Source organism: Bacillus sp. NEAU-CP5, from assembly GCF_026420705.1.
Classification (GTDB): Bacteria; Bacillota; Bacilli; order Bacillales; family Bacillaceae; genus Bacillus; species Bacillus velezensis.
Genome location: NZ_JAPMOV010000004.1, coordinates 26,693 through 45,992, shown reverse-complemented (window position 1 = coordinate 45,992; position 19,300 = coordinate 26,693). Strand labels below are relative to the sequence as shown.

Here is a 19,300-nt window from a genome sequence, read left to right as displayed (position 1 = left end):
TTATAAATATTTTTCCTCGGCGTATGCGACAGCTTTTTTCTCAACTGTTTTCAATGCACCTTCCCATTCTTCAAACAGGCATTCAATTGATATTTTGGCAGTACGGCCATAATAATCTTTAAAGAGACATTGCCCTTGGAACATGGATTCCATCATTTTCAGATTTTCTTTTGTGACCTCCATGTTCATCCATTTCAACACGTCTTCACGTTCATTCGGTTCATCAAAAGCAAAAGCAACACCAAAATTTCCGTTATCCTCTTCTTTCAAAGCGTCTTTTGTAGACTGTGAGATAAAATACTCAGCGTTATTATAAGAGCGACCTATACGCCGCATTTGACGTTCGACTTTTTTCCCTTGCTGGGAAGTGGTGAATATCCACGCTTCATCTATAAACTCAACTGTCTGTTCATCTTGATTCATCCCAAACAGCTCACAGAATTTACCGAGCGCAAACATAACCGCACTTGATTTTAATTGTGTGGTTGTATAATTCTCAAATCGCTCCGAGTGCTCCGGTAAATCCATATTTTCCACTTCTAAAATCGTGATTCTTTCTTCAAGTGATAGAGCCGGATTTGATCCATCATGAATACATAATTTCAGGATGGAGTCCGCCACAACTTCATTTAAATAATCGCCTGCTTTTCGCACGGCTTCTTCCGGATGATTCTGCATTTCCTTCACGATATGGAGGGAGCCAACTTGTTCCCCTTTTTGTTTCATCTCAATGACATTTGATGTCGCACGTAGAAACGCTGTATTCACATCGTCTTTTCCTTTAAAGTCATAGACTTGCTCAAAGATGACTTGAACGAGGTCTTTCGCTTTCATAGGCGGGAGGAAGGAAATCGGGTCTAATGCGCCCCAGTTTCCTTTGTCCTCATGATCTAACGTAATATAGTTGTATTTTTCTAAATGAGCGATATACAGAGGGAACTTTTCTCTGATCTCTTGATCGTTTAAAACCCGGCGTATCCATTTCCTCATTTCTTTTTTCGGGTCAATATAAAGCGCCTTAACGTTCAGCATGCTGATATAGTTAAAAATCAATTTTGCGAGATATGACTTCCCGTTCCCTGTGTCTCCTGTAATCAGACAATGAGGTGAACGTGTCTTCGACCCCTTTAACTGTTGGTTCGCTAAGAAAGGGTGAAACAAGACAAAATCACGACTTGATAAAATGGCGCTTTCCAAATCGGTATGCTCTATGAAACGATCAACCCAAGCAAGAAAGAATCCTATTTTTGAACCTATATCAGAGTTAACAGCAAACAAACCTTCAGCCAGCCCATCTTGTGTTGTTTTTTGAATCCAGTTTTTATCCGTTATATCTAACTTTTCGCCGGGCAGCATCTTATAAAACAGTTTCAATTGATCCGCCACAGGAAGCCTGCATGTGATGCCTGCCCCTTTTAAATGACGTCTAACAATCGTAGCCTTTCGGGTACAGTCCTTTTTATCTTTGCCATGAACCACAATGACGGCCAGCCAGTTCATCAAGTACACTTCTTCTTTTTTTATTTCATCTTGCAGATGCCGCACCATCGTCGCACTGGTCACAGTTGAAACGTCACTGCGGTCACCTGTGCTATGCTGTTCACGCTGTTCCTCTTTCAATTGTTGCTTCTTGATATTTAAGGCTGGTTTAGTGATAGACTTCGATTCTGTCTGTGCCTTGATCTGTACTTCTACTGGAAACGGAAGAGCCTGCGCTTCATAAAACAAATCACTTTCAGACATGTTGTGCAAAAATTCATCAACGACAACAAAAGAAGTGAAGCCTTCATCTTGATCACTATGGAGATGTAATACAGAAGGATTTGTAGGGTCAATAAGTGTATTCGTGATTGATCTGACGTTTCTAATCTCGCTTTCCTCTTCGATTCGATGCTTTAAGCCACGCACAAAATGATAACGATTCATGTACGTCATTTCCTGCTTCGTCAGCCGTTCGCCCCGAATGGACGCCATTACATTGGCTAATGTCTCTTCAACTTCTTCATACTTATAAAAAAAGGAGGTCGGAACATTTTGTTCCCACCCCAACATTTTGACGACTGTATCAGTCGCCGTATTGAACAATGACAATACATTGTCTTTCATTTCAACGCTGATGTTAACAAGGCTGTTTTTCAATTTAATGCCGAAGATAAAATCATACTTGGTAAGCCGCCCTAAACGTTGCTCCAAGAGTCTTACTGTTTCCTCATTGTAATAACGAGCCACATCCAAAGCATCTTCGGCAAGATCAGATTCTAAATCCTCAAATCGTTTTTCCAACTCATATTCACTTGGATACATCATTAAATGAAAATCATCATATGAAGTAATTTCTTCGAATAAGTGTTTCCATTTTTGTTTGTAATTCTCGACTTTTTCTTTATTCTGCATTGGGATGGAACTGCTTTTTATGCGGTAATACGCCCAAACGTCTCCCGTTCTTGTCAACAACAGGTTGTTGTATATGGCTTTCATCGGTGTTCTTAATTTCATTCGATTTTCCCACCACCTCTACTAATTTTCGGAACTCAATTTGCTTTTCATTACTTAAATCCACCTTGCGGTCATTACAAAACTTCTTTTCAGGAAGCTTAATCAGAAAATAGTATTTTGCAAAGTCAAAGAAATACAGATAGATGTTTTTTCCTTCCGGTTTAATTTTCGTTACAAGCATGGTTAACAATACCGGGGTACCAAAAATCACGATAAAGAATGTATTTTCAAAAGCGTGAGGGAAAATCATCCTCACGCCGTACCAAAAACCGAAGCATAGAGCCACAAAAATAAAGTAGTTGATTGCAGGTATCAACTCAATAGCAAACGGCAATGAAAAATTCTCGGTAAGCTGTTGAATTTTTTTCGGCTCCCGCATTGCCTTCCGATAATTAAAAACTAGACGCCCCACAATATCACTCCTTACAATTTGTTCATGAGTGCGTCAACCCAGCCGGAGAACTGCGACCAGTGACGAATAGTCCATGTAACAGCACTTCCGAGAACACAAGCCGCCACAATTCCGCCTATTTTCAATTTCACAAAGTGCTTAGCAGCCAAAGCCACGACAACAATCACAATAAACTGCGAGACAATGTCCAAAACCCAGCCTTTAACCCCGCTAAGAGTAGGGAGGCCAGCCCCCATAATCAAATGGTTGAATAAATCCATTTTGTTTTCCCCTTTCTAATTGTGTTTTAATTCATTCACATAAAATTGACCGCTGTTCTCTGTTAATCCGAGCGTAAAACTTTCATTGACAGGTATCTCGTTTTCTTTTTCTTTAAATTGGACAACACAAATAACCTCGAAACCTTTTTTCGTCCCGAAGATTTTAGCGCTTTTCACTTCACCGAATACAAGGCTTCCTTGAAGCGCTTCCGGCTTTTTCATCATATACACCATTTCCTCTTGTTTTTCAGAAGCATATTTTTCAAAGAAAGATGTAAGAAATGACTCAATTGCTTCCTTTTTATCTCCTGCGTATTCATCCCTCGTTTCTTCCTTCTCTGAAGCTGATACACTGCCCTTTAAGTCGTATATCTCAGTGAAGTAGGGGACAGCAGAGACAGCGAACGCATCGCCTTTATTGACTACAGGAATATTTAACAGCACTTGTTTTTCAGCTTTTTCATTTTCTGTGACTTTCTCCTTCACTTTCTTTTCCTTTTTTCCATCCTTTACTTTTTTCTCAACTTCTTTTTCTACCGGAAAGAGATTCGTATATGTCACTTTGTACTGAAAAAGCTTCCCTTTATCACCTTCTTTCACGTTATACAAGCTGTAATCATTTAGCTGACGATCTCCCTTAAAGCCATCCATATCGAAGCGATCGCCTTCATCAAAGCTTGTTTGTGTCTGTTTCACCATGTAACTCTCAAGATTCTTTTTTCTTTCGTCGATGGCGTCTTGATTGTTTTTCACGTTGATATATTCATTGATGAAGCCTGACAAGAAATTTTCAGCCGCCGTTGTAGACATATTCTGTTTTTCACTATCAGCAGGCTTACTGGATTGATTCCTTAAATCATTTACAGTAGATCGAGTGTTAACAGACAACAAAACAGACAGGAGACAAAAGAGAAGTAACGCTCCTACACACGTCCACAACGTCCCTGCGACCAGTCGGGTATGATCTCGCGGCACTTTTACATTTGTTTTCTCAGGCCGACGGACTTGCTTTATTTTTTGGATAGCAGCCTTAAAAAATGATTCTTCTTTTTTCTCGTTTTCATTTTCCTTTTGAAGCATCTTTTCACCCCTTTAAGCTGTGCCTTTCTCACTTTCAGGCTGTTTTATTTTTCGGGATAGCCTTAATATAGAACGAGCGATTTTTTCATAATTCGGCTCATTTACATCCCCCACAAGGAACTTTACAGGCTTACCATTAATACTTTTCAAAACTTCCCTCATCTTAAAACCTCGCTTTCTATTTGCCTTGTACTCTCAAGGAAAGATAAAAAGGATGCTACACGAAGTAACACCCTTTTTATGGCTTGATTCTCTATATAAACTTTTACACTTGTCATACGTCCATCTGGCAGATACCTTGTTTTATAAAAGGTGTATCTGTACTCAGAAAAACCTTTGATCCTTTCACCTTCCACAATCAACATACAATCTCTGCTTAGACTTCTTACAAAAACCAGCGACGGGATGCCTACATTAAACCCCAAGCTCCTGAATTGATCGTCAACAGCAGACACACAACCACTCCTTCTATCATCGTCCTCCATTCTTCAAGTAGGTTGCTTCATATTCATAAAATCCTCCTCATTTTGGAGAGCTATCATACGACCTCAATATTTCAAACTCAACATCAACTTCCTCTATTTCTTCCTCTTCATCTTCACTTTCAGGAATGAAGAAGACAGCAGACACAAAACGTTTAAAATCATCCTTTAAGGGATACTCAGATTCAAGCAAAATCCTTTGACCCTTCTCATAATAAGGGACTAATTCATTCAATCTTTCAATGAATTCCTCAGCCAATTTCAATAAACCGATCTTTTCTAACTCACTTTCTAAATATGCTCGATTGAGAAGATTAAAGCTATTCATCTTTATTCCTCCTTATTGAAATTATTTAAATAGATCGCTGTTATTTTCTCCTTCCTTCATTTTTTCGATCTTTAATACTATAAGACCAGGTGTCAATGACTGACGCCTATCTAAAACAAGGACTTCTATGACTCGCTTCGTACACTCGCCCTTCCATTCATGAAGGCACAAAACATCTTTAGCCTTATAAATATTTTCGCTGACTGTAACCTCAGCAGCCCCTTTAGAAATAGCTTCAAACTCTTCCGGAAGTATCTTTAGATGATGCACTATCATGACAGCACACCTTTCTTGTTTAATATCTTGGGTTTCACCCAAACCCACCAACGGTAGCCCGTTGGATCGCTAATAATCTATCCCCCTATTCCCCCGAATCATCGGGGGACTCCCTCGCCGGTAGGCAGGAACAAACGGTTGTTTGTTCAATGCCAAGAGGGTTTTGGTGGCGCTGAATATGTCAACTCCTTATCCTCACTCCGTTCCGGTACCGTTGACACATACGTTTAATCGCATCACCCGTGTTTAAGAGCGATAGCAGTCTATTTAAACCTTTAAACGACCATGTCCGCCACCTCAGAAAGAAACACATCAAGCATCTTTTCTTGTTTCTCTGACAGCTCGGCTTCCATAATCATGTCCGAGAGGTCATTGCGTCCCAAATGTTGGTCAGCTTCCAGTACCATTTTCATGGTGGGGGAACATGAGTTTTTCAGCCAGTTCCTTGTTTTTTGATAAAAGTCTCTTTGCGGCTTCATGTACAATTGCAGTTTCCCTACATCGCCAATAAATTCAGACCAAAAAAGGCTCGTTTTCCAATGCTCCCGAGTGACTTCCTCGTCAGCATCAACGAACCTTACATAATTGTTAATGATCTGCATGGCGACTAATGTTAAGTCTTTCGTTTTCATCAAAGCATCAATTGCGGCTTGCGCTCGTTCACTTTTTAAGCGCAATTCATAGCGATTCCAATCGCCTAATTCTTCTAACGGGATATTGTATTTTTCAGCTTGTTCATAATTTTTCTCATAAAAGCAGAGGTACGCTTCTGATTTTTTTGAGCCGAAATAAATTGTCGTTCCGCCTGTTACACCATCCGATAAATCGAATGAGCCATTGAAATCAGATTTCCTAAACCGTGAAATACATTCGCCCTTTTGGGCTTTTTTCAACAATTCCGGGATTGAAAAGTATGTTTTTTTATCGTCAATTGCCAGATCAAGACGAGTAAATGACCCGCCATGCTGTATACAGTCTTGAAAGAAATCAAACCATGTTTTCTTCCGGCAATCTAAGAACGACTCAAATTGTCGACAGCCTTGACCCGATAACTCGACCAGAATACCTCTATTATCTCCGGGCGGAGAGTAAAAAACCTTTATGAAGTCCAGTTCAAACGTTCCGACATATCCGTAAAAGCCGTTTGGCTTTTCTGTCATGAAATCTTTGTTCAAGTGAAGAATGTTCTCGATAATGTGATCAACATCATGCGTTTTGAAAGTCACACGAATGTAGTCAACCATTGATGTTAAAGGCTTTTCAGCGTTTTCTTCTTTTTCTTTTACGATTACTACCCCCCTGTTAGCGTGGGGGGGTTTTTGTAGTTCACTCACTCGCTTCGCTCCTTCGTTCACCGCTGGCCGTCTGGTCGCTTACGCTGCCGCTGGCGACTGCCGTCGCCTGCGCTCCCTCGACTCCAACCAGCGATTCCTTAATAGATGACATGAAATCATACCCTTTCGGCACAATTGGACTGTAAAACTCTAAAACCGAACCTGTGCCGACATTGGCATATCCTCGCCCTGTCACTTTTTTATTCACAAATGCTTTGTCAACATCACCAAACATCATTCCGTAACCTGTATCAGACATCAAGCCTAACGATACACGGAAATTAAACTGATCTCGTATTCCGTCCGCTAGATATTTCGCATCTGGACGTTGTGCGCCTAAAACAAGAAAGTAACCCGCCTGTCTCCCCTTCATGACTAACTGTTTCATATAAGAAAGGGCTTCATTTCTTTCTTTCATATCTAAAAAATCCATAAACGCCACATATTCATCAAAGAAGATAAAAACAGGTTTCAACCCTAAATAGGCATAGTTTTCACCCGTCTTGTAATTTGGCATTTTCTTCATTTCATCCATTCGCTCCATCATGCCATCAACCGACTTTCTCAGACACATAAGGATGCCATTTTTCTGCGAATAGACTCTTTTCGGAAGCACCTCTTCCAAGTCGGCTAAATCGGCATTTTTCGGGTCTAAGATTTTCACATCTGCCCCAAACCCCACACATGCTTTTATGATCGTTAACATGAAATAGGTTTTCCCTCCCCCTGTACCACCGGAAATAAGCATATGCGGCAACTTGTCAAACTTCCATGACACATGTTTCATCAACGGCAAAACACCATCTTTCGCCACTGCGTCATCTATTGAAATTCGATTTTTCTTCACGTCATAAAGCAATTTGAAGCAGACAAAGCCTTCTTCCATTTCTTTATCCACTAGGTCACAAAATAAGCCGTTTTCCAAATCCTTTCCCAATTCTAGGAAGCGATTCTGAAAACGGCTCATATCCATAGCTATACGGATATAAATATAATTGTTTTTAACTTGATAATACATCCTTGGAAAGTAAGTGATTTTTTCTTTTGAAGCTGTTTCATTCGAAAACAGCTTTTTCACCTGAACACTTTCCTTTTCATAAAACTTATTCGAAAAGATCATCCTTGCAATTTTTTGCCTGTGGTACAGCTTTTTATACGCATCATAAAACAGAAAATAAGCTAGGATGACAGCCCCCGCCGCGACTAAAAGAGAACACAACACACTTTTAATAAGCAATGGGACATTCCATTCAAAATGCTTTACGGTTTTCATAACATCCAAGTGGAGCAAATGATCTTCCCAGAAGAAAAACATAGATAACAAAAAAACAGGTACAAATATGATTGCACCTGTCATTATTACATTGTTTCTCATTCTAGGCCGGATTCGAACCCCCCTATACTTCCAAAGCATTGTCTTAAGCCTAGAAATGATAACCCCCCCCGTCACTTTACAAATACGCTTTACAACGACATGTGGGACATTCAAAGGTTTGATATATATATACTTCTCCCGTTTCAAGCGTTGCATAATCAACGTGTTCGATCACTTGCATATCCACATCACAGTTAGGACACACGACTAGTGCCGCACTCTCCTTATTTTTTGTCATTTGCAGACTGAGAAGGAGTCGAATTTGTCTTTGCCGCCCCTGCACCTTTAGGCACAATATCTTCTACCCTTACTGTCCAATTCAGATTGGCGAAATTTCCAGCAGCCATTGCCATTGCACTGATTTGCGGATTCACTAGCTCTACATCAGCAAACGCTTCAAACTCTTTAAGGTCTACATAATCAGGAACAGTCACCTCAATTTGACCTTGCTGAACACTTGAAGCCAAGTTATAGACCCTTGCTTCTAATTTATCCGTTCTTTTCCCGTCCACATAAGCATATTTTTCACGATTCAGCCCCATAAATTTCAGTTTTCCAAAAGTCATTTCAGTATTCGGCACGATAAAATTGAATTTCATTATTTTCACGTCTCCATTCCGTTATTTTTATTCGGTTATTTAAATTTCAATTTTATATTCACAGATTCGCTCCGGTACTGTCTCCATCGTGGCGCTTGTCAGTCGCTAACGGAAAATTCCTTCATGGCGACCTAGTAGGCTATTTATAGCCATCAGGCTGATTACAGCCATGCCGCACGCTTATTCTAGCCTGCTACAGCATTTAAAGTGATTGCTGTTCATCACTCAAATACTCACGCATGACTTTTCATCAAAAATGCCCTATAATAAAAGTGTCGAGTTTTTATTGCGGGCGTTCTTGATGGTAATCATCAAGGCGCTTTCTTTGTCTGTATGTAATTTTCAAAGAGCACAATCCTTTCTAATGACATTTTTCGTACAATTCATCATTGTACAAGACGAACACTCGGCTATCTTTCTTACCTGTCGGTTCAACCGACCATATGCACCACCAATGCCATCCTTTAAGCTGTTTTGACACTTCTACATTGGCTAAATCATAAGTTGGTGCTTCCACTACATAAGATTCAGAAATTGCATAATCAGCAAAATGTTCAAAATTCTTATCAGCTTCTAAGGCTTCAATATCCATAACAATAGTTGCATTCACTTCTACTTTCATCGCATCCCCCCTTTCAATTTTTCCAACAATACTGATAGTGGTATATGACTTCACACTATACGTTTTTGTTGAAGTGCAGAAAGGTCTTTTCTGCCGATACCGTAATTTTTACAAATCCGGCGATATGAAACGCCTTTTTTAAGCAGCACCTGAATATTATTTAGTGAAAGTGGCTTATTCAAAAGATGCTTTATAATAACTTGATTTAGTGCCAGTTTCATTCTCACCGACCAATTACCCTCCATCTGTCTGGCTAATGGTACAGCATCCTTCATAAATGAATTTGTTTGCTCCAAATCCAAATGAATCACCCAATCTCTTGAATGTTTTTATAAAGGTAAGAACTTTCAAATTTGCTCTTGATAACTCTCCCCTTAAGAGTTGTATAGCCCTCTTCTTCTAATTCTTTATTTAATTCGCGAATGATCTCATAAGCTTTTGCTCTTTTCACATTAAGAATTTCTTGTACATCATTCACTGTATATACTCCTTTCATTTGACCATCCTTCCTTTTAAAGATCATCAACTCTTTATGTTGATTTAATTATAACACTCCGATTCGGAGATGTAAATAAAAAATAGAACATTTCGGAGAATTTTTCATGAGATCATGGACGAGACAACAAAATGGATAACACTACAGATTAAGTTTATATACTCCGATTCGGAGAATCAAACCTTAATGTTCGCCTTTTCGTTCTAATTTATGAAAGGGTCAGCAATTGCTGATATTATAATAATTAATCAACTCTTTGTGGAATGGATGATAACAAATGACACTAGGCCAAAGATTAAAATGGGCTCGAAAAAAATCCGGTTACTCAAATCAGGACGTACCAGCCGAAAAAATTGGGCTAACAGGGAAAACATTATCCAATTATGAAAGGGATTATAGATCACCCGATCCGGAGACATTAAAAAAACTTGCTGAATTATATGATGTATCCACCGATTTTTTGGTCGGCAAAGAAGAAAAAGACAAACCTAAATCTAAATTGGATCAAACAGTTAATGAAGCAATTGAGCAACTTAAAAACGAAGAGACTTTACTTTTCATGAAAGATGATGACATTGACGAGGAAACAGCTAAATTAATTAAACAAGCTTTAATTAATGGTATTAAATATGTAGATGCTATGAAAAAGAAAGAGTGATTCTTATCTATACCTCCAAAAACATCAAACATAAGGCTGAGAGCGTTATCCATGAACATGGTACAAATAATGTTTATCAAATTTGTGAAAATTTAAGAATTGTTTTACTAAAAGAAGACCTTGGTTGTATCAACGGTTTCCTTCAATACTACAAAGAAAGGGAAACATATCTGATACACGTTAATAAAAATTCTGTTCACCCCGACCTTATAATCGCTCATGAATTAGGGCACTACTATCTGCATAAGAATCTAAATTCCTTTCAAATGGAAAACTGCTCCCTAGTACTCGGAAATAAATTGGAAATTCAAGCAAATGCCTTTGCAACTGAATTACTTTTACCCGATCACATCATTTCCAATGAATTACCAAACTTGCAAAATTGGACATTAAAACAAATCGCCTCATTCTTTCAGCTCCCCTTATTTGTAGTAGAGTATAAAATGGAGCACATGAACCTTTTATCACACCAAGGACAACAGGAATTCAGAAAGTTTGCTTGGTGAATCAAGTCAAAATCTAAAAAGAAAGAAGGTGATCCCATGCCAAATAAAAAAGTACCCAATAGATTAATCACTGAGAAGTCACCGTACTTACTCCAACATGCTTATAATCCCGTGGATTGGTATCCTTGGTGCGATGAAGCATTTGAAAAAGCGAAAAGAGAGAATAAGCCTGTTCTCTTATCTATTGGGTACGGGTAGCTTAGCGAACATGTCACTGGTGCCACGTAATGGCCCACGAGTCCTTTGAGGACGAAGAGATCGCCGGTATGTTAAACGATAAATTCATAGCCATCAAGGTTGATCGTGAGGAGCGCCCTGATGTGGATTCCGTGTATATGAGAATCTGCCAGCTGATGACGGGGCAAGGCGGGTGGCCGCTGAACGTGTTCGTCACACCAGATCAGAAGCCGTTTTATGCGGGGACGTATTTTCCGAAGACGAGCAAATTTAACCGCCCGGGTTTTATCGATGTGCTTGAACATCTGTCCGAAACGTTTGCGAATGACCGGCAGCATGTCGAGGATATCGCCGAAAACGCCGCCGCTCATCTTGAAGTCAAGGTTCACCCGGCTGAGGGCATGCTTGGCGAACAGGCGGTTCATGACACGTATCGCCAGCTGGCCGGCGGGTTTGACACGGTGTACGGCGGATTCGGCCAGGCTCCGAAATTTCCGATGCCGCATATGCTCATGTTTCTGCTTCGCTACTACAGCTATACGGGCAAGGAACAGGCTTTGGCCGGCGTAACCAAGACACTCGACGGCATGGCGAACGGCGGAATTTTTGATCACATCGGGTTCGGATTCGCCCGCTACTCGACTGATAATGAATGGCTCGTGCCGCATTTTGAGAAAATGCTGTATGACAACGCCCTTCTCCTGACCGCCTATACGGAAGCCTATCAAGTCACGGGTAATGAGCGCTACAAACAGATTGCGATGCAGATCGTAACGTTTATTCAGCGGGAAATGATGCATGAAGACGGCAGCTTTTTCTCAGCTTTAGACGCTGATACCGAAGGCCGTGAGGGGAAATATTACATATGGTCCAAAAAAGAAATCATGAATCTTCTCGGTGATGAACTCGGCCCGCTTTATTGCAAGGTGTATAACATCACAGATCAAGGCAATTTTGAAGGCGAAAACATCCCGCACCTCATTTTCACGCGGCGTGAGGCCATCCTCGAAGAGACCGGCCTCACCGGACATGAGCTGGGCGAACGCCTTGAAGAGGCAAGAACAAAATTGCTGGAAGCGCGTGAAAACAGAAGCTATCCGCATACAGATGACAAAGTGCTGACCTCATGGAACGCGCTCATGATTGCCGGGCTGGCAAAAGCCGCAAAGGTCTTTCACGAGCCTGACTATCTCAGCATGGCGGAAACAGCGATCCGCTTTCTCGAACGGCACCTCATGCCGGACGGGCGCGTCATGGTCCGCTATCGCGAGGGCGAAGTGAAAAACAAAGGGTTTATCGATGATTACGCTTTTCTCATCTGGGCTTATCTTGAACTGTATGAAGCGGGTTTTCATCCGTCTTATCTGCAGAAAGCGAAAACGTTATGTACAAGCATGCTGGAGCTGTTCTGGGATGAACGGCACGGGGGTTTCTTCTTTACGGGGAATGATGCTGAGACCCTTCTTGTCAGGGAAAAAGAGGTTTATGACGGGGCCGTGCCTTCCGGAAACAGCGCGGCTGCCGTACAGCTGCTTCGTCTCGGCCGCCTGACGGGTGATGTATCACTGATTGAAAAAGCCGAAGTGATGTTTTCCGTGTTCAAACGGGAAATAGAGGCCTATCCGAGCAGCAACGCTTTCTTCATGCAAAGCGTACTGGCACACACAATGCCCCAAAAAGAAATCGTTGTGTTCGGAAGGAAAGATGACCCGGACAGAAAACGTTTCATTGAGGCGCTTCAGGAGCATTTCACTCCCGCCTATACGATTCTCGCCGCAGAACATCCGGATGAGCTTGCTGGCATTTCTGACTTTGCCGCGGGTTATCAAATGATCGACGGAAAGACAACAGTCTACATTTGTGAGAATTTCGCCTGCCGGAGGCCGACGACGGATATTGATGAAGCGATGAACACCTTACAAATCAGCAGCAGAGCCTAGGCGGCCTGCTGCTTTTCTTTTTTCACAAAACGGAACGCGAGCCATGCGAAGATGATGTTGATCACCAGAGTCGATATGCAATCGTATATTTCATAGCCCCCGGCTGCTGTTGTAAATACCGACGGAATGCCGCCGTACACCGAATGATCCTCTGTGAGAAAGATAAATAAAAACATATTATTGGCAGCGTGACCGCCAAGAGACATCTCCAGACTGCCCGTTTTAATCGTGATAAAGGTCCAGATCATGCCGATGGTGACATATCCGATTCCCGCCCAGAGAGCTCCATTTTCCATCTCCGGATTTCCGAAATGAAGCGCGCCGAATAATCCGCCGATAATGACTGTCAGAACCACCGCGTTTGCCGTCAATTTTCCGGCGAACTGAAGCAGAAGACCGCGAAAGAGAAATTCCTCCGCAGAGGTTTGAATCGGCACCAACAAGACGGCCGCCGCTAACAGCAGCAGAAAACGTGAAGCATGGAATTCCTGAAGCGAGAAACGATCCGGATGAATTGTAAAATCAATCAGCCCCGCGATAAACATCAGCACAACATATGTGCCAAATCCAAAGAAAATCCTCTTCCAGTTCAGCGACTGATTCGGTGTGATGATGGATAAAAACCGCCGTTTCATAATGAAACGAACCGCTATCCAAATGCCCGGAATCGCTATGAAATAGACGATATGCTGTAAATAAATATCCGCCAGCGGGTCACTTAATGCCCCCTCATCCCAATTTATCGTCAGTGAAGGATTGAAAGCGGACGTGAGAAACATATAAAACACGGTCAGTATGCTTCCGAAAAAGAACAAACCCACAATGACCAACAGAGAAAGAAGATATCTCCATACGCTATTTCTTCCCTCTGCTGGGCGTACAAACGTATTCATATTTATGCATCAACTTCCTTTCCTTCAACATTTTACAATATAAACAAAAACAGATATAGGAAATGTTATATATTTTAAGAAGAAAGCGCTATGCCGTTTCCTTTGGCTCTGGTTATTTACACTCTGTTTTTGCCAAAAAAAGACCTTTATAATATATTCGTCAGATAAATTTACAGTATTTTCTGATTACAATTGCAAAGTCAGGGGGTTTTTTATGAAACATCAGACATTCTCAAATGTAGCGAACCGATTAGACCGTCTCCCCATTTCACGTGTGCACTATCAAGTATTAACCGCTCTCGGAATCATCTATTTTTTTGATCTAGCTGATCTGTTTACGCTCAGCAACGTGGCTCCGGCGCTGATTGAGCATTGGGGCGTGAAGCTGTCCACCATTGCCGACATCACGGCCGCATCCTTCCTGGGCATGTTTTTAGGCGCCTCCATCGGCGGAAGGCTGTCCGATCGGATCGGCAGGAAAAAAGCGCTGAATTGTTTTGTCCTTGTCTTTTCGATCTCATCTTTTCTGAATGCGCTGGCATGGGACATTCCGTCCTTAATGATTTTCCGATTCTTGACCGGACTCGGCGTCGCGGCCGCCATGATTGTAACGAACAGCTATTTGGCGGAATTTTTTCCATCCTCCGTACGGGGAAAATACATCTCCCTTTGCGCCATGATCGGACTGATCGGCGTTCCCGTCACAAACGTTGTTTCCGCTTTTGTCATCCCTTTAGGCTCATGGGGGTGGCGGCTCGTATTCGTATGGGGGGCGGCCGGGCTCATTTATTTCTTTTTTATCCGCCGGCTTGAGGAATCGCCGCGCTGGCACGAAAATCGGGGCGCATATGATCAGGCAAACGCCATTATGAACCGTCTTGAAGCACGTGCAGAGAAAGAAAAAGGCCCGCTTCCCGCGCCAAAAGAGGCGGCAGAAGTACATACAGTGAAGCACGCAGGCTACTTAGGGCTGTTTCAGGGCAGGAATTTAAAGATCACCATCATCCTGTCAGCGGTATGGATTCTGGAAACCTTTGGCTTTTACGGCTTTGCTTCATGGGTGCCCAGCCTGCTGAAAAGCAACGGCATCACCATGGAAAAAACGCTGTGGTATAATGTGCTTCACTCTGTCGGCGCACCGCTTGGCGCATTGCTCGGTTCCATGATATCCGAGACGTTCCAAAGGAAATGGATTCTGGCCGCAAGTGCTTTTCTGACTGCCATTGCCGGACTGTTATACGGCATGACGTTTATTCCCGTCATGATTATTGTGTTTGGATTTGTCGTTAACGTCACGGAACGGATCTTCACCTCAAATCTATACGCATATACATCGGAGCCGTATCCTACGGAATATCGCTCGGCAGGGAGCGGGCTGGCGTACGGGCTCGGCCGTTTTTCCAATATATTCGGTTCCCTGCTCGTCGGATTTATTGCCGTTAAGCTCGGCTACATCAGCGTCTTTTTGTTCATCGGCGGCTGCTGGCTTTTATGTTCCGTTTTGTTAATCCTCTTCGGTCCGAAAACAAATGCACAGCAAATTTAATCAATAAAACAGTGCGGGTTCCCCCGCACTGTTACACCGTGATTTCTATCAAATTGCCTTCCCCATCCTCTATCACGCTCTCATAATATCCGTCACCCGTCACGCGCGGGCCGCTTACAACCTGAAATCCATCGTTTTTAAACGTTTCCGTCAATTCATTCACCCGCTCCTTGCTGCCTGTAGAAAATGCGAGATGCGCCCATCCGGTCATATTCTGTGACGGAACTTCATCAATGCCGCCTTTTTTCATAAGTTCCAGCCTGCATCCGGAGTCAAATGTCAGAAAATACGATTTGAAATCTTTTTTCTCATTATGATAAAGGTCATTGGCCTTGGCGCCGAAGTATTTCTCATAAAATTCTTTCATTCGTTCTAAATCTTTCACCCATATCGCTGCATGTTCAATTCGCATATGTCCGCCTCCCTTTTTTTCTCAATCTATTTATAAAGCATGAAACCCATTTCAGCTCAAGACTTTTTCCGCTGAAATTGATGCATAATTTGTTTTTTAGCCGTTTCTTCGTGAAAAAACAATAAAAATGCTTCCTTTCCGACCCGTTCCAAATGAAGTTCCAGGGATGGAATATTCAATGCCCGGCTGACGCTCAGATTTCCCTCGCCGATGATCTCCGCGTCCCATTTCTGTTCTTTCGCAAACTGGTACAAGCCGGCAGCCACATCATCACTGTGCGTATAGATGGCCGTCGGCGCCTTGTCGAAACCCCAGAAGTGCTCACCCGCCCGCTTTCCGTCGTCCATATCATGGCATCCGACCAGAATGCGGGTTTCATCAAGAGAGCCGAAAACGGCCTTATATGCAGTTACCTTGTCGGCCGTACTCGGGCTTTTCTCCGCTTCCCGTACACATGTAAAAGCAACGTCCTGATGCCCCCGGTTTTTCAAATACAAAAAGCTTTCTCTGTATGCTTCCTGCCTGTCATTATAAGCGCAGGGAATCTCTTGATGCTGTGTATATTCACAAGCGACAATGGGGCCATATTCCAGGTAAGGCACGGCGGTTTCCCATTCATTCGCACGGGACGTGACAATCAGTCCGTCAACTTTTTTCATTTTCAGCAGTTCGAAATAGGTCATCTCTATAGCGGGGTCATAGTTGGTGGGGAGAAGGGTTGTCACGTAATCATGGGCAAACGCTTCCTTCGTGATACCGTTTACAATTTTGTCAAAGCAGGGATGGTCGCTGTACGGCAAAATCACGCCGATTGTATTGGTCTTTCCGCGAATCAGATCAATGGCGGTTCGATTAGGGGTATAATCCAGCTCCTTCATCACTTGATTCACAAGACGCCTTTTCTCTTCAGATACGTACGGGTGTCGGTTTAATACGCGTGATACGGTAGCCACCGACACATTCGCCAGTTTCGCAATCTCTTTTATATTTGCCATGTGCTCCTCCATTTTCGGTGATAAAAAAGCAGCAAGAGTGGATTTCTCTTACTGCTATCTCATCATAAATCCACTGTCATTTCAACAGGGCAATGGTCAGAACCCATGATATCGGCACAAATGGCCGCTTCGCTGATCCGCGGCTTCAGTCTGTCTGAAACAATGACGTAATCAAGCCGCCAGCCGATGTTTTTCTCACGTGCGTTCGTCCTGTAAGACCACCAGGAATAAGCGCCTTCCCGATCAGGATATAAATAGCGGAATGAGTCAGTAAATCCCGCGTTCAGCAGGGCGCTGAACGCTTCCCGCTCCTGCTCTGAGAAGCCGGCGTTCTTCCGGTTGGCTTTCGGCTTTTTTAAGTCTATCTCCCTGTGTGCGACATTCAGATCGCCGCATAAGATCACGGGCTTCTTCCGGTCAAGCTTCTGCAGATAATCCTTAAAATCGGCTTCCCATTGAAGACGGTAATCAATTCGCTCTAATCCGCGTTTGGCATTCGGCGTGTAACAGTTGACGACAAACACGTTCTCAAATTCAAGCGTGATCACCCGTCCTTCTTGATCATGATCGTCAATCCCCAGTCCATAGAACACGTGCAGCGGCTTTTCTTTCGAAAAAACAGCCGTGCCTGAGTAGCCTTTTTTCACCGCATAGTTCCAATAGGCGTGATATCCTTCAGGCTGTAATGATACTTGTCCGTCCTGTACTTTTGTTTCTTGCAGACATAGAATATCGGCTTCCGTTTCCTGAACGTAAGTATTGATATCTATCTTTTTCATCACGGCACGCAAGCCGTTTACATTCCAAGAAATCAGTTTCATGTGATCCCTCCTGTCCGGCTCAGCCGGTATTCCAGTGTTTCAATGTTTCCGCCCTCTAATGCCAGCAGCTGCTTTTTCATTTCTAAACCGCCTCTGAATCCGGTCAGTTTCCCGTTTTTTCCGATGACGCGATGGCACGGAACCGTAATCAATACCGGATTTTTTCCAATCGCGGCGCCCACGGCTCTTACGGCTGCCGGTTTCTGAATCATTTCTGCTATATCCGAATAGGAGTATGTCTCGCCGTACGGTATGTCCATAAGCGCTTTCCATACAGCAAGCTGAAATTCTGTCCCGTAAAGATCTACCGGCACTGAAAAAGCTGATCTGCCATTTTCAATGTACTCGGACAGCTCTGCCGTGTAAGGCGCCAGCTTTTCATCATCACGTGCCAATCGGTATTGCGGCAGTGATTTTTTTGCCCACTGCTCAAGCTCTTCAAAGCTTCCATGATTTGAGCCTATAAAGCAAAGCCCCTTAGATGTGGCGGCTGTATAAAGGCTCCAATCATTCCGTGTGAAGAGTGTCCAATAGATCATAGGCTCTTTACTCATATTGAACCTCCCTGTCCCATTTTGACGGTTTTTCGGTATTCTGTGGGCGAACTCCCGGTTCTCTTTTTAAAAAGAGTCGCGAAATGCGCTGTGTTTGGAATTCCGACAGTCAGAGCGATCTCCATGACTGTCATATCAGTATGCTTTAAAAGGTGTTCCGCCTTCGAAAATCTTATTTTCTGTATATACTCAATCGGGGATATTCCCCTGATTTTTTTAAATGTCCGCTGTAAATGATAGGGGCTGCCGTGACACATTTCGGCCAGTACACTCAGAGTCAGGGATTCGTGATAATGGCGTTCAATGTATTCAATGATTTGAGCAATCCATTCTTCATCAGGAAGACGAAGACCGTTCGGCCGGCACCTTTTACAGGGACGAAAATGTTTATCGAGCGCTGCATCAGCCGTATCAAACACCAGTACGTTTTCTTTATTCGGAACTCTCGATTTACAAGAAGGCCGGCAGAAAATCCCCGTCGTTTTTACTGCATAATAAAATACTCCGTCATAAGAAGCATCATTGCGTATGATTGCGCTCCACTTTTCATCAGTCAGGATATTTCTGTCTGTCTCCATCTCAGCCCCCCCTGTTTTTCAGTATAAACAAATTCATTGCATAAGTACGCGTTTTTGAATAGAGGAGCAAGATAACAAAGGTGTAAGAAGCACTTCCATGTTTCATGTGAAACATTTCGGCAGGATGGAGGGAGACTGATATAAAAAAAGAGCAGGAGCCCGCAGGCTCTTGCTCTTTTCTTTCGGCTTACTCGCCAGTTACGTATGGAAGTAAAGCCATTTGACGTGCGCGTTTGATCGCGATAGTCAATTTACGTTGGTATTTCGCGTGTGTTCCAGTTACACGGCGAGGTAAGATTTTACCACGCTCAGAAACAAACTTTCTAAGAAGATCTACATCTTTGTAATCGATGTGCGTAATGCCGTTAGAAGTGAAGTAACAAACCTTACGGCGTTTCGCACGACCGCCTCTGCGTCCTCCTGCCATTGTCATTTCCCACCTTTCTCGTTATGAATATAG

The 19,300-nt window shown here is 42.7% G+C and carries 24 protein-coding genes and 2 pseudogenes; 5 read left to right on the top strand and 21 right to left on the bottom strand.

Annotated elements, in window-relative coordinates:
* The 14 genes and pseudogenes from OTK50_RS12995 to OTK50_RS12935 all read right to left on the bottom strand — a co-directional run bounded on the left by OTK50_RS12995 (position 1) and on the right by OTK50_RS12935 (position 9,742).
* Entirely contained in the window at positions 1–2,496 is a 2,496-nt protein-coding gene (locus tag OTK50_RS12995) for an ATP-binding protein (RefSeq protein ID WP_124737108.1), read from the bottom strand.
* The gene (locus tag OTK50_RS12990; RefSeq protein ID WP_039062660.1) at positions 2,384–2,908 is read right to left on the bottom strand and encodes a conjugal transfer protein; all 525 of its coding nucleotides are present in this window, start codon (positions 2,906–2,908) and stop codon (positions 2,384–2,386) included. The genes OTK50_RS12995 and OTK50_RS12990 overlap by 113 nt, the downstream gene beginning before the upstream one ends.
* Before the next feature lie 11 nt (positions 2,909–2,919).
* Positions 2,920–3,168: a hypothetical protein gene (locus tag OTK50_RS12985; RefSeq protein ID WP_025649948.1), complete on the bottom strand. Its 249-nt coding sequence runs from the start codon at positions 3,166–3,168 to the stop codon at positions 2,920–2,922.
* 15 nt (positions 3,169–3,183) lie between these two features.
* Positions 3,184–4,248 (bottom strand): conjugal transfer protein, encoded by a 1,065-nt coding sequence (locus OTK50_RS12980; RefSeq protein ID WP_099320022.1) that lies wholly within the window; start codon positions 4,246–4,248, stop codon positions 3,184–3,186.
* Positions 4,249–4,406: 158 nt separating this feature from the next.
* Positions 4,407–4,703 (bottom strand): hypothetical protein, encoded by a 297-nt coding sequence (locus OTK50_RS12975; RefSeq protein ID WP_099320108.1) that lies wholly within the window; start codon positions 4,701–4,703, stop codon positions 4,407–4,409.
* Positions 4,704–4,770: 67 nt separating this feature from the next.
* The gene (locus OTK50_RS12970) at positions 4,771–5,058 is read right to left on the bottom strand and encodes a hypothetical protein (protein ID WP_039062656.1); all 288 of its coding nucleotides are present in this window, start codon (positions 5,056–5,058) and stop codon (positions 4,771–4,773) included.
* A gap of 21 nt (positions 5,059–5,079) precedes the next feature.
* Positions 5,080–5,334, bottom strand: a complete 255-nt coding sequence (locus tag OTK50_RS12965) for a DUF3850 domain-containing protein (protein ID WP_025649953.1) — start codon at positions 5,332–5,334, stop codon at positions 5,080–5,082.
* Between the two features lie 275 nt (positions 5,335–5,609).
* On the bottom strand, positions 5,610–6,668 hold the full coding sequence (locus tag OTK50_RS12960) for a replication initiation factor domain-containing protein (RefSeq protein ID WP_099320023.1): 1,059 nt from the start codon (positions 6,666–6,668) through the stop codon (positions 5,610–5,612).
* Complete coding sequence (locus tag OTK50_RS12955; RefSeq protein WP_099320109.1) at positions 6,661–8,082, bottom strand: DNA translocase FtsK; 1,422 nt, start codon at positions 8,080–8,082, stop codon at positions 6,661–6,663. The genes OTK50_RS12960 and OTK50_RS12955 overlap by 8 nt, the downstream gene beginning before the upstream one ends.
* 185 nt (positions 8,083–8,267) lie before the next feature.
* A complete protein-coding gene (locus OTK50_RS12950) occupies positions 8,268–8,642 on the bottom strand; it encodes a YdcP family protein (protein WP_099320024.1) in 375 nt (124 codons plus the stop codon).
* Between the two features lie 64 nt (positions 8,643–8,706).
* Positions 8,707–8,798: pseudogene (locus OTK50_RS19955) on the bottom strand (hypothetical protein); the annotation flags it as partial.
* A 205-nt stretch (positions 8,799–9,003) separates the two neighbouring features.
* The gene (locus tag OTK50_RS12945) at positions 9,004–9,264 is read right to left on the bottom strand and encodes a hypothetical protein (protein ID WP_099320025.1); all 261 of its coding nucleotides are present in this window, start codon (positions 9,262–9,264) and stop codon (positions 9,004–9,006) included.
* Positions 9,265–9,314: 50 nt separating this feature from the next.
* On the bottom strand, positions 9,315–9,575 hold the full coding sequence (locus tag OTK50_RS12940) for a hypothetical protein (protein WP_099320026.1): 261 nt from the start codon (positions 9,573–9,575) through the stop codon (positions 9,315–9,317).
* A complete protein-coding gene (locus tag OTK50_RS12935) occupies positions 9,572–9,742 on the bottom strand; it encodes an ICEBs1 excisionase (protein WP_394810743.1) in 171 nt (56 codons plus the stop codon). The genes OTK50_RS12940 and OTK50_RS12935 overlap by 4 nt, the downstream gene beginning before the upstream one ends.
* Positions 9,743–10,037: 295 nt before the next feature.
* Between OTK50_RS12935 and OTK50_RS12930 the strand changes: the two genes are divergently transcribed.
* The 4 genes and pseudogenes from OTK50_RS12930 (at position 10,038) to OTK50_RS12915 (ending at position 13,041) form a co-directional block, all read left to right on the top strand.
* A complete protein-coding gene (locus OTK50_RS12930; protein ID WP_099320028.1) occupies positions 10,038–10,418 on the top strand; it encodes a helix-turn-helix domain-containing protein in 381 nt (126 codons plus the stop codon).
* Positions 10,415–10,924 (top strand): ImmA/IrrE family metallo-endopeptidase, encoded by a 510-nt coding sequence (locus OTK50_RS12925; RefSeq protein WP_099320029.1) that lies wholly within the window; start codon positions 10,415–10,417, stop codon positions 10,922–10,924. Before OTK50_RS12930 ends, OTK50_RS12925 begins: the two co-directional genes overlap by 4 nt.
* 36 nt (positions 10,925–10,960) lie before the next feature.
* Positions 10,961–11,116: pseudogene (locus tag OTK50_RS12920) on the top strand (DUF255 domain-containing protein); the annotation flags it as partial.
* Positions 11,117–11,190: 74 nt separating this feature from the next.
* On the top strand, positions 11,191–13,041 hold the full coding sequence (locus OTK50_RS12915) for a thioredoxin domain-containing protein (protein WP_266121897.1): 1,851 nt from the start codon (positions 11,191–11,193) through the stop codon (positions 13,039–13,041).
* Here OTK50_RS12915 and OTK50_RS12910 read toward each other — a convergent pair.
* Positions 13,038–13,934, bottom strand: coding sequence for a CPBP family intramembrane glutamic endopeptidase (locus tag OTK50_RS12910; RefSeq protein WP_266121896.1), 897 nt, complete (start codon positions 13,932–13,934; stop codon positions 13,038–13,040). The genes OTK50_RS12915 and OTK50_RS12910 overlap by 4 nt on opposite strands.
* Positions 13,935–14,148: 214 nt before the next feature.
* Here OTK50_RS12910 and OTK50_RS12905 point away from each other — a divergent pair, with 214 nt between their 5' ends.
* Positions 14,149–15,480 carry an MFS transporter gene (locus tag OTK50_RS12905; RefSeq protein WP_007615061.1) on the top strand — a complete coding sequence of 444 codons (1,332 nt, stop codon included), beginning with the start codon at positions 14,149–14,151 and terminating at the stop codon, positions 15,478–15,480.
* A 31-nt stretch (positions 15,481–15,511) separates the two neighbouring features.
* On the opposite strand, the gene OTK50_RS12900 is transcribed toward OTK50_RS12905, so the two are convergent.
* The 6 genes from OTK50_RS12900 to rpsR form a co-directional block, all read right to left on the bottom strand.
* Entirely contained in the window at positions 15,512–15,892 is a 381-nt protein-coding gene (locus tag OTK50_RS12900; protein ID WP_032875338.1) for a VOC family protein, read from the bottom strand.
* A 56-nt stretch (positions 15,893–15,948) separates the two neighbouring features.
* On the bottom strand, positions 15,949–16,887 hold the full coding sequence (locus OTK50_RS12895; RefSeq protein WP_224223950.1) for a LacI family DNA-binding transcriptional regulator: 939 nt from the start codon (positions 16,885–16,887) through the stop codon (positions 15,949–15,951).
* A gap of 62 nt (positions 16,888–16,949) precedes the next feature.
* Positions 16,950–17,708, bottom strand: coding sequence for an exodeoxyribonuclease III (gene xth, locus OTK50_RS12890; protein ID WP_224223951.1), 759 nt, complete (start codon positions 17,706–17,708; stop codon positions 16,950–16,952).
* The gene (locus OTK50_RS12885) at positions 17,705–18,262 is read right to left on the bottom strand and encodes a methylated-DNA--[protein]-cysteine S-methyltransferase (protein ID WP_224223952.1); all 558 of its coding nucleotides are present in this window, start codon (positions 18,260–18,262) and stop codon (positions 17,705–17,707) included. The genes xth and OTK50_RS12885 overlap by 4 nt, the downstream gene beginning before the upstream one ends.
* Positions 18,259–18,840 (bottom strand): bifunctional transcriptional activator/DNA repair enzyme AdaA, encoded by a 582-nt coding sequence (locus OTK50_RS12880; RefSeq protein WP_224223953.1) that lies wholly within the window; start codon positions 18,838–18,840, stop codon positions 18,259–18,261. Before OTK50_RS12880 ends, OTK50_RS12885 begins: the two co-directional genes overlap by 4 nt.
* Before the next feature lie 187 nt (positions 18,841–19,027).
* On the bottom strand, positions 19,028–19,267 hold the full coding sequence (gene rpsR, locus OTK50_RS12875; RefSeq protein ID WP_029325793.1) for a 30S ribosomal protein S18: 240 nt from the start codon (positions 19,265–19,267) through the stop codon (positions 19,028–19,030).
* Positions 19,268–19,300 lie beyond the last annotated feature (33 nt).

Coding starts and splice junctions, on each gene's coding strand:
- rpsR (WP_029325793.1), bottom strand. CDS start 19,267: ATGGCAGGAGGACGCAGAGGCGGTCGTGCGAAACGCCGTAAGGTTTGT.
- OTK50_RS12965 (WP_025649953.1), bottom strand. CDS start 5,334: ATGATAGTGCATCATCTAAAGATACTTCCGGAAGAGTTTGAAGCTATT.
- xth (WP_224223951.1), bottom strand. CDS start 17,708: ATGAAACTGATTTCTTGGAATGTAAACGGCTTGCGTGCCGTGATGAAA.
- OTK50_RS12880 (WP_224223953.1), bottom strand. CDS start 18,840: ATGGAGACAGACAGAAATATCCTGACTGATGAAAAGTGGAGCGCAATC.
- OTK50_RS12950 (WP_099320024.1), bottom strand. CDS start 8,642: ATGAAATTCAATTTTATCGTGCCGAATACTGAAATGACTTTTGGAAAA.
- OTK50_RS12930 (WP_099320028.1), top strand. CDS start 10,038: ATGACACTAGGCCAAAGATTAAAATGGGCTCGAAAAAAATCCGGTTAC.
- OTK50_RS12985 (WP_025649948.1), bottom strand. CDS start 3,168: ATGGATTTATTCAACCATTTGATTATGGGGGCTGGCCTCCCTACTCTT.
- OTK50_RS12955 (WP_099320109.1), bottom strand. CDS start 8,082: ATGCTTTGGAAGTATAGGGGGGTTCGAATCCGGCCTAGAATGAGAAAC.
- OTK50_RS12900 (WP_032875338.1), bottom strand. CDS start 15,892: ATGCGAATTGAACATGCAGCGATATGGGTGAAAGATTTAGAACGAATG.
- OTK50_RS12905 (WP_007615061.1), top strand. CDS start 14,149: ATGAAACATCAGACATTCTCAAATGTAGCGAACCGATTAGACCGTCTC.
- OTK50_RS12910 (WP_266121896.1), bottom strand. CDS start 13,934: ATGAATACGTTTGTACGCCCAGCAGAGGGAAGAAATAGCGTATGGAGA.
- OTK50_RS12915 (WP_266121897.1), top strand. CDS start 11,191: ATGTTAAACGATAAATTCATAGCCATCAAGGTTGATCGTGAGGAGCGC.
- OTK50_RS12970 (WP_039062656.1), bottom strand. CDS start 5,058: ATGAATAGCTTTAATCTTCTCAATCGAGCATATTTAGAAAGTGAGTTA.
- OTK50_RS12895 (WP_224223950.1), bottom strand. CDS start 16,887: ATGGCAAATATAAAAGAGATTGCGAAACTGGCGAATGTGTCGGTGGCT.
- OTK50_RS12945 (WP_099320025.1), bottom strand. CDS start 9,264: ATGAAAGTAGAAGTGAATGCAACTATTGTTATGGATATTGAAGCCTTA.
- OTK50_RS12995 (WP_124737108.1), bottom strand. CDS start 2,496: ATGAAATTAAGAACACCGATGAAAGCCATATACAACAACCTGTTGTTG.
- OTK50_RS12885 (WP_224223952.1), bottom strand. CDS start 18,262: ATGAGTAAAGAGCCTATGATCTATTGGACACTCTTCACACGGAATGAT.
- OTK50_RS12980 (WP_099320022.1), bottom strand. CDS start 4,248: ATGCTTCAAAAGGAAAATGAAAACGAGAAAAAAGAAGAATCATTTTTT.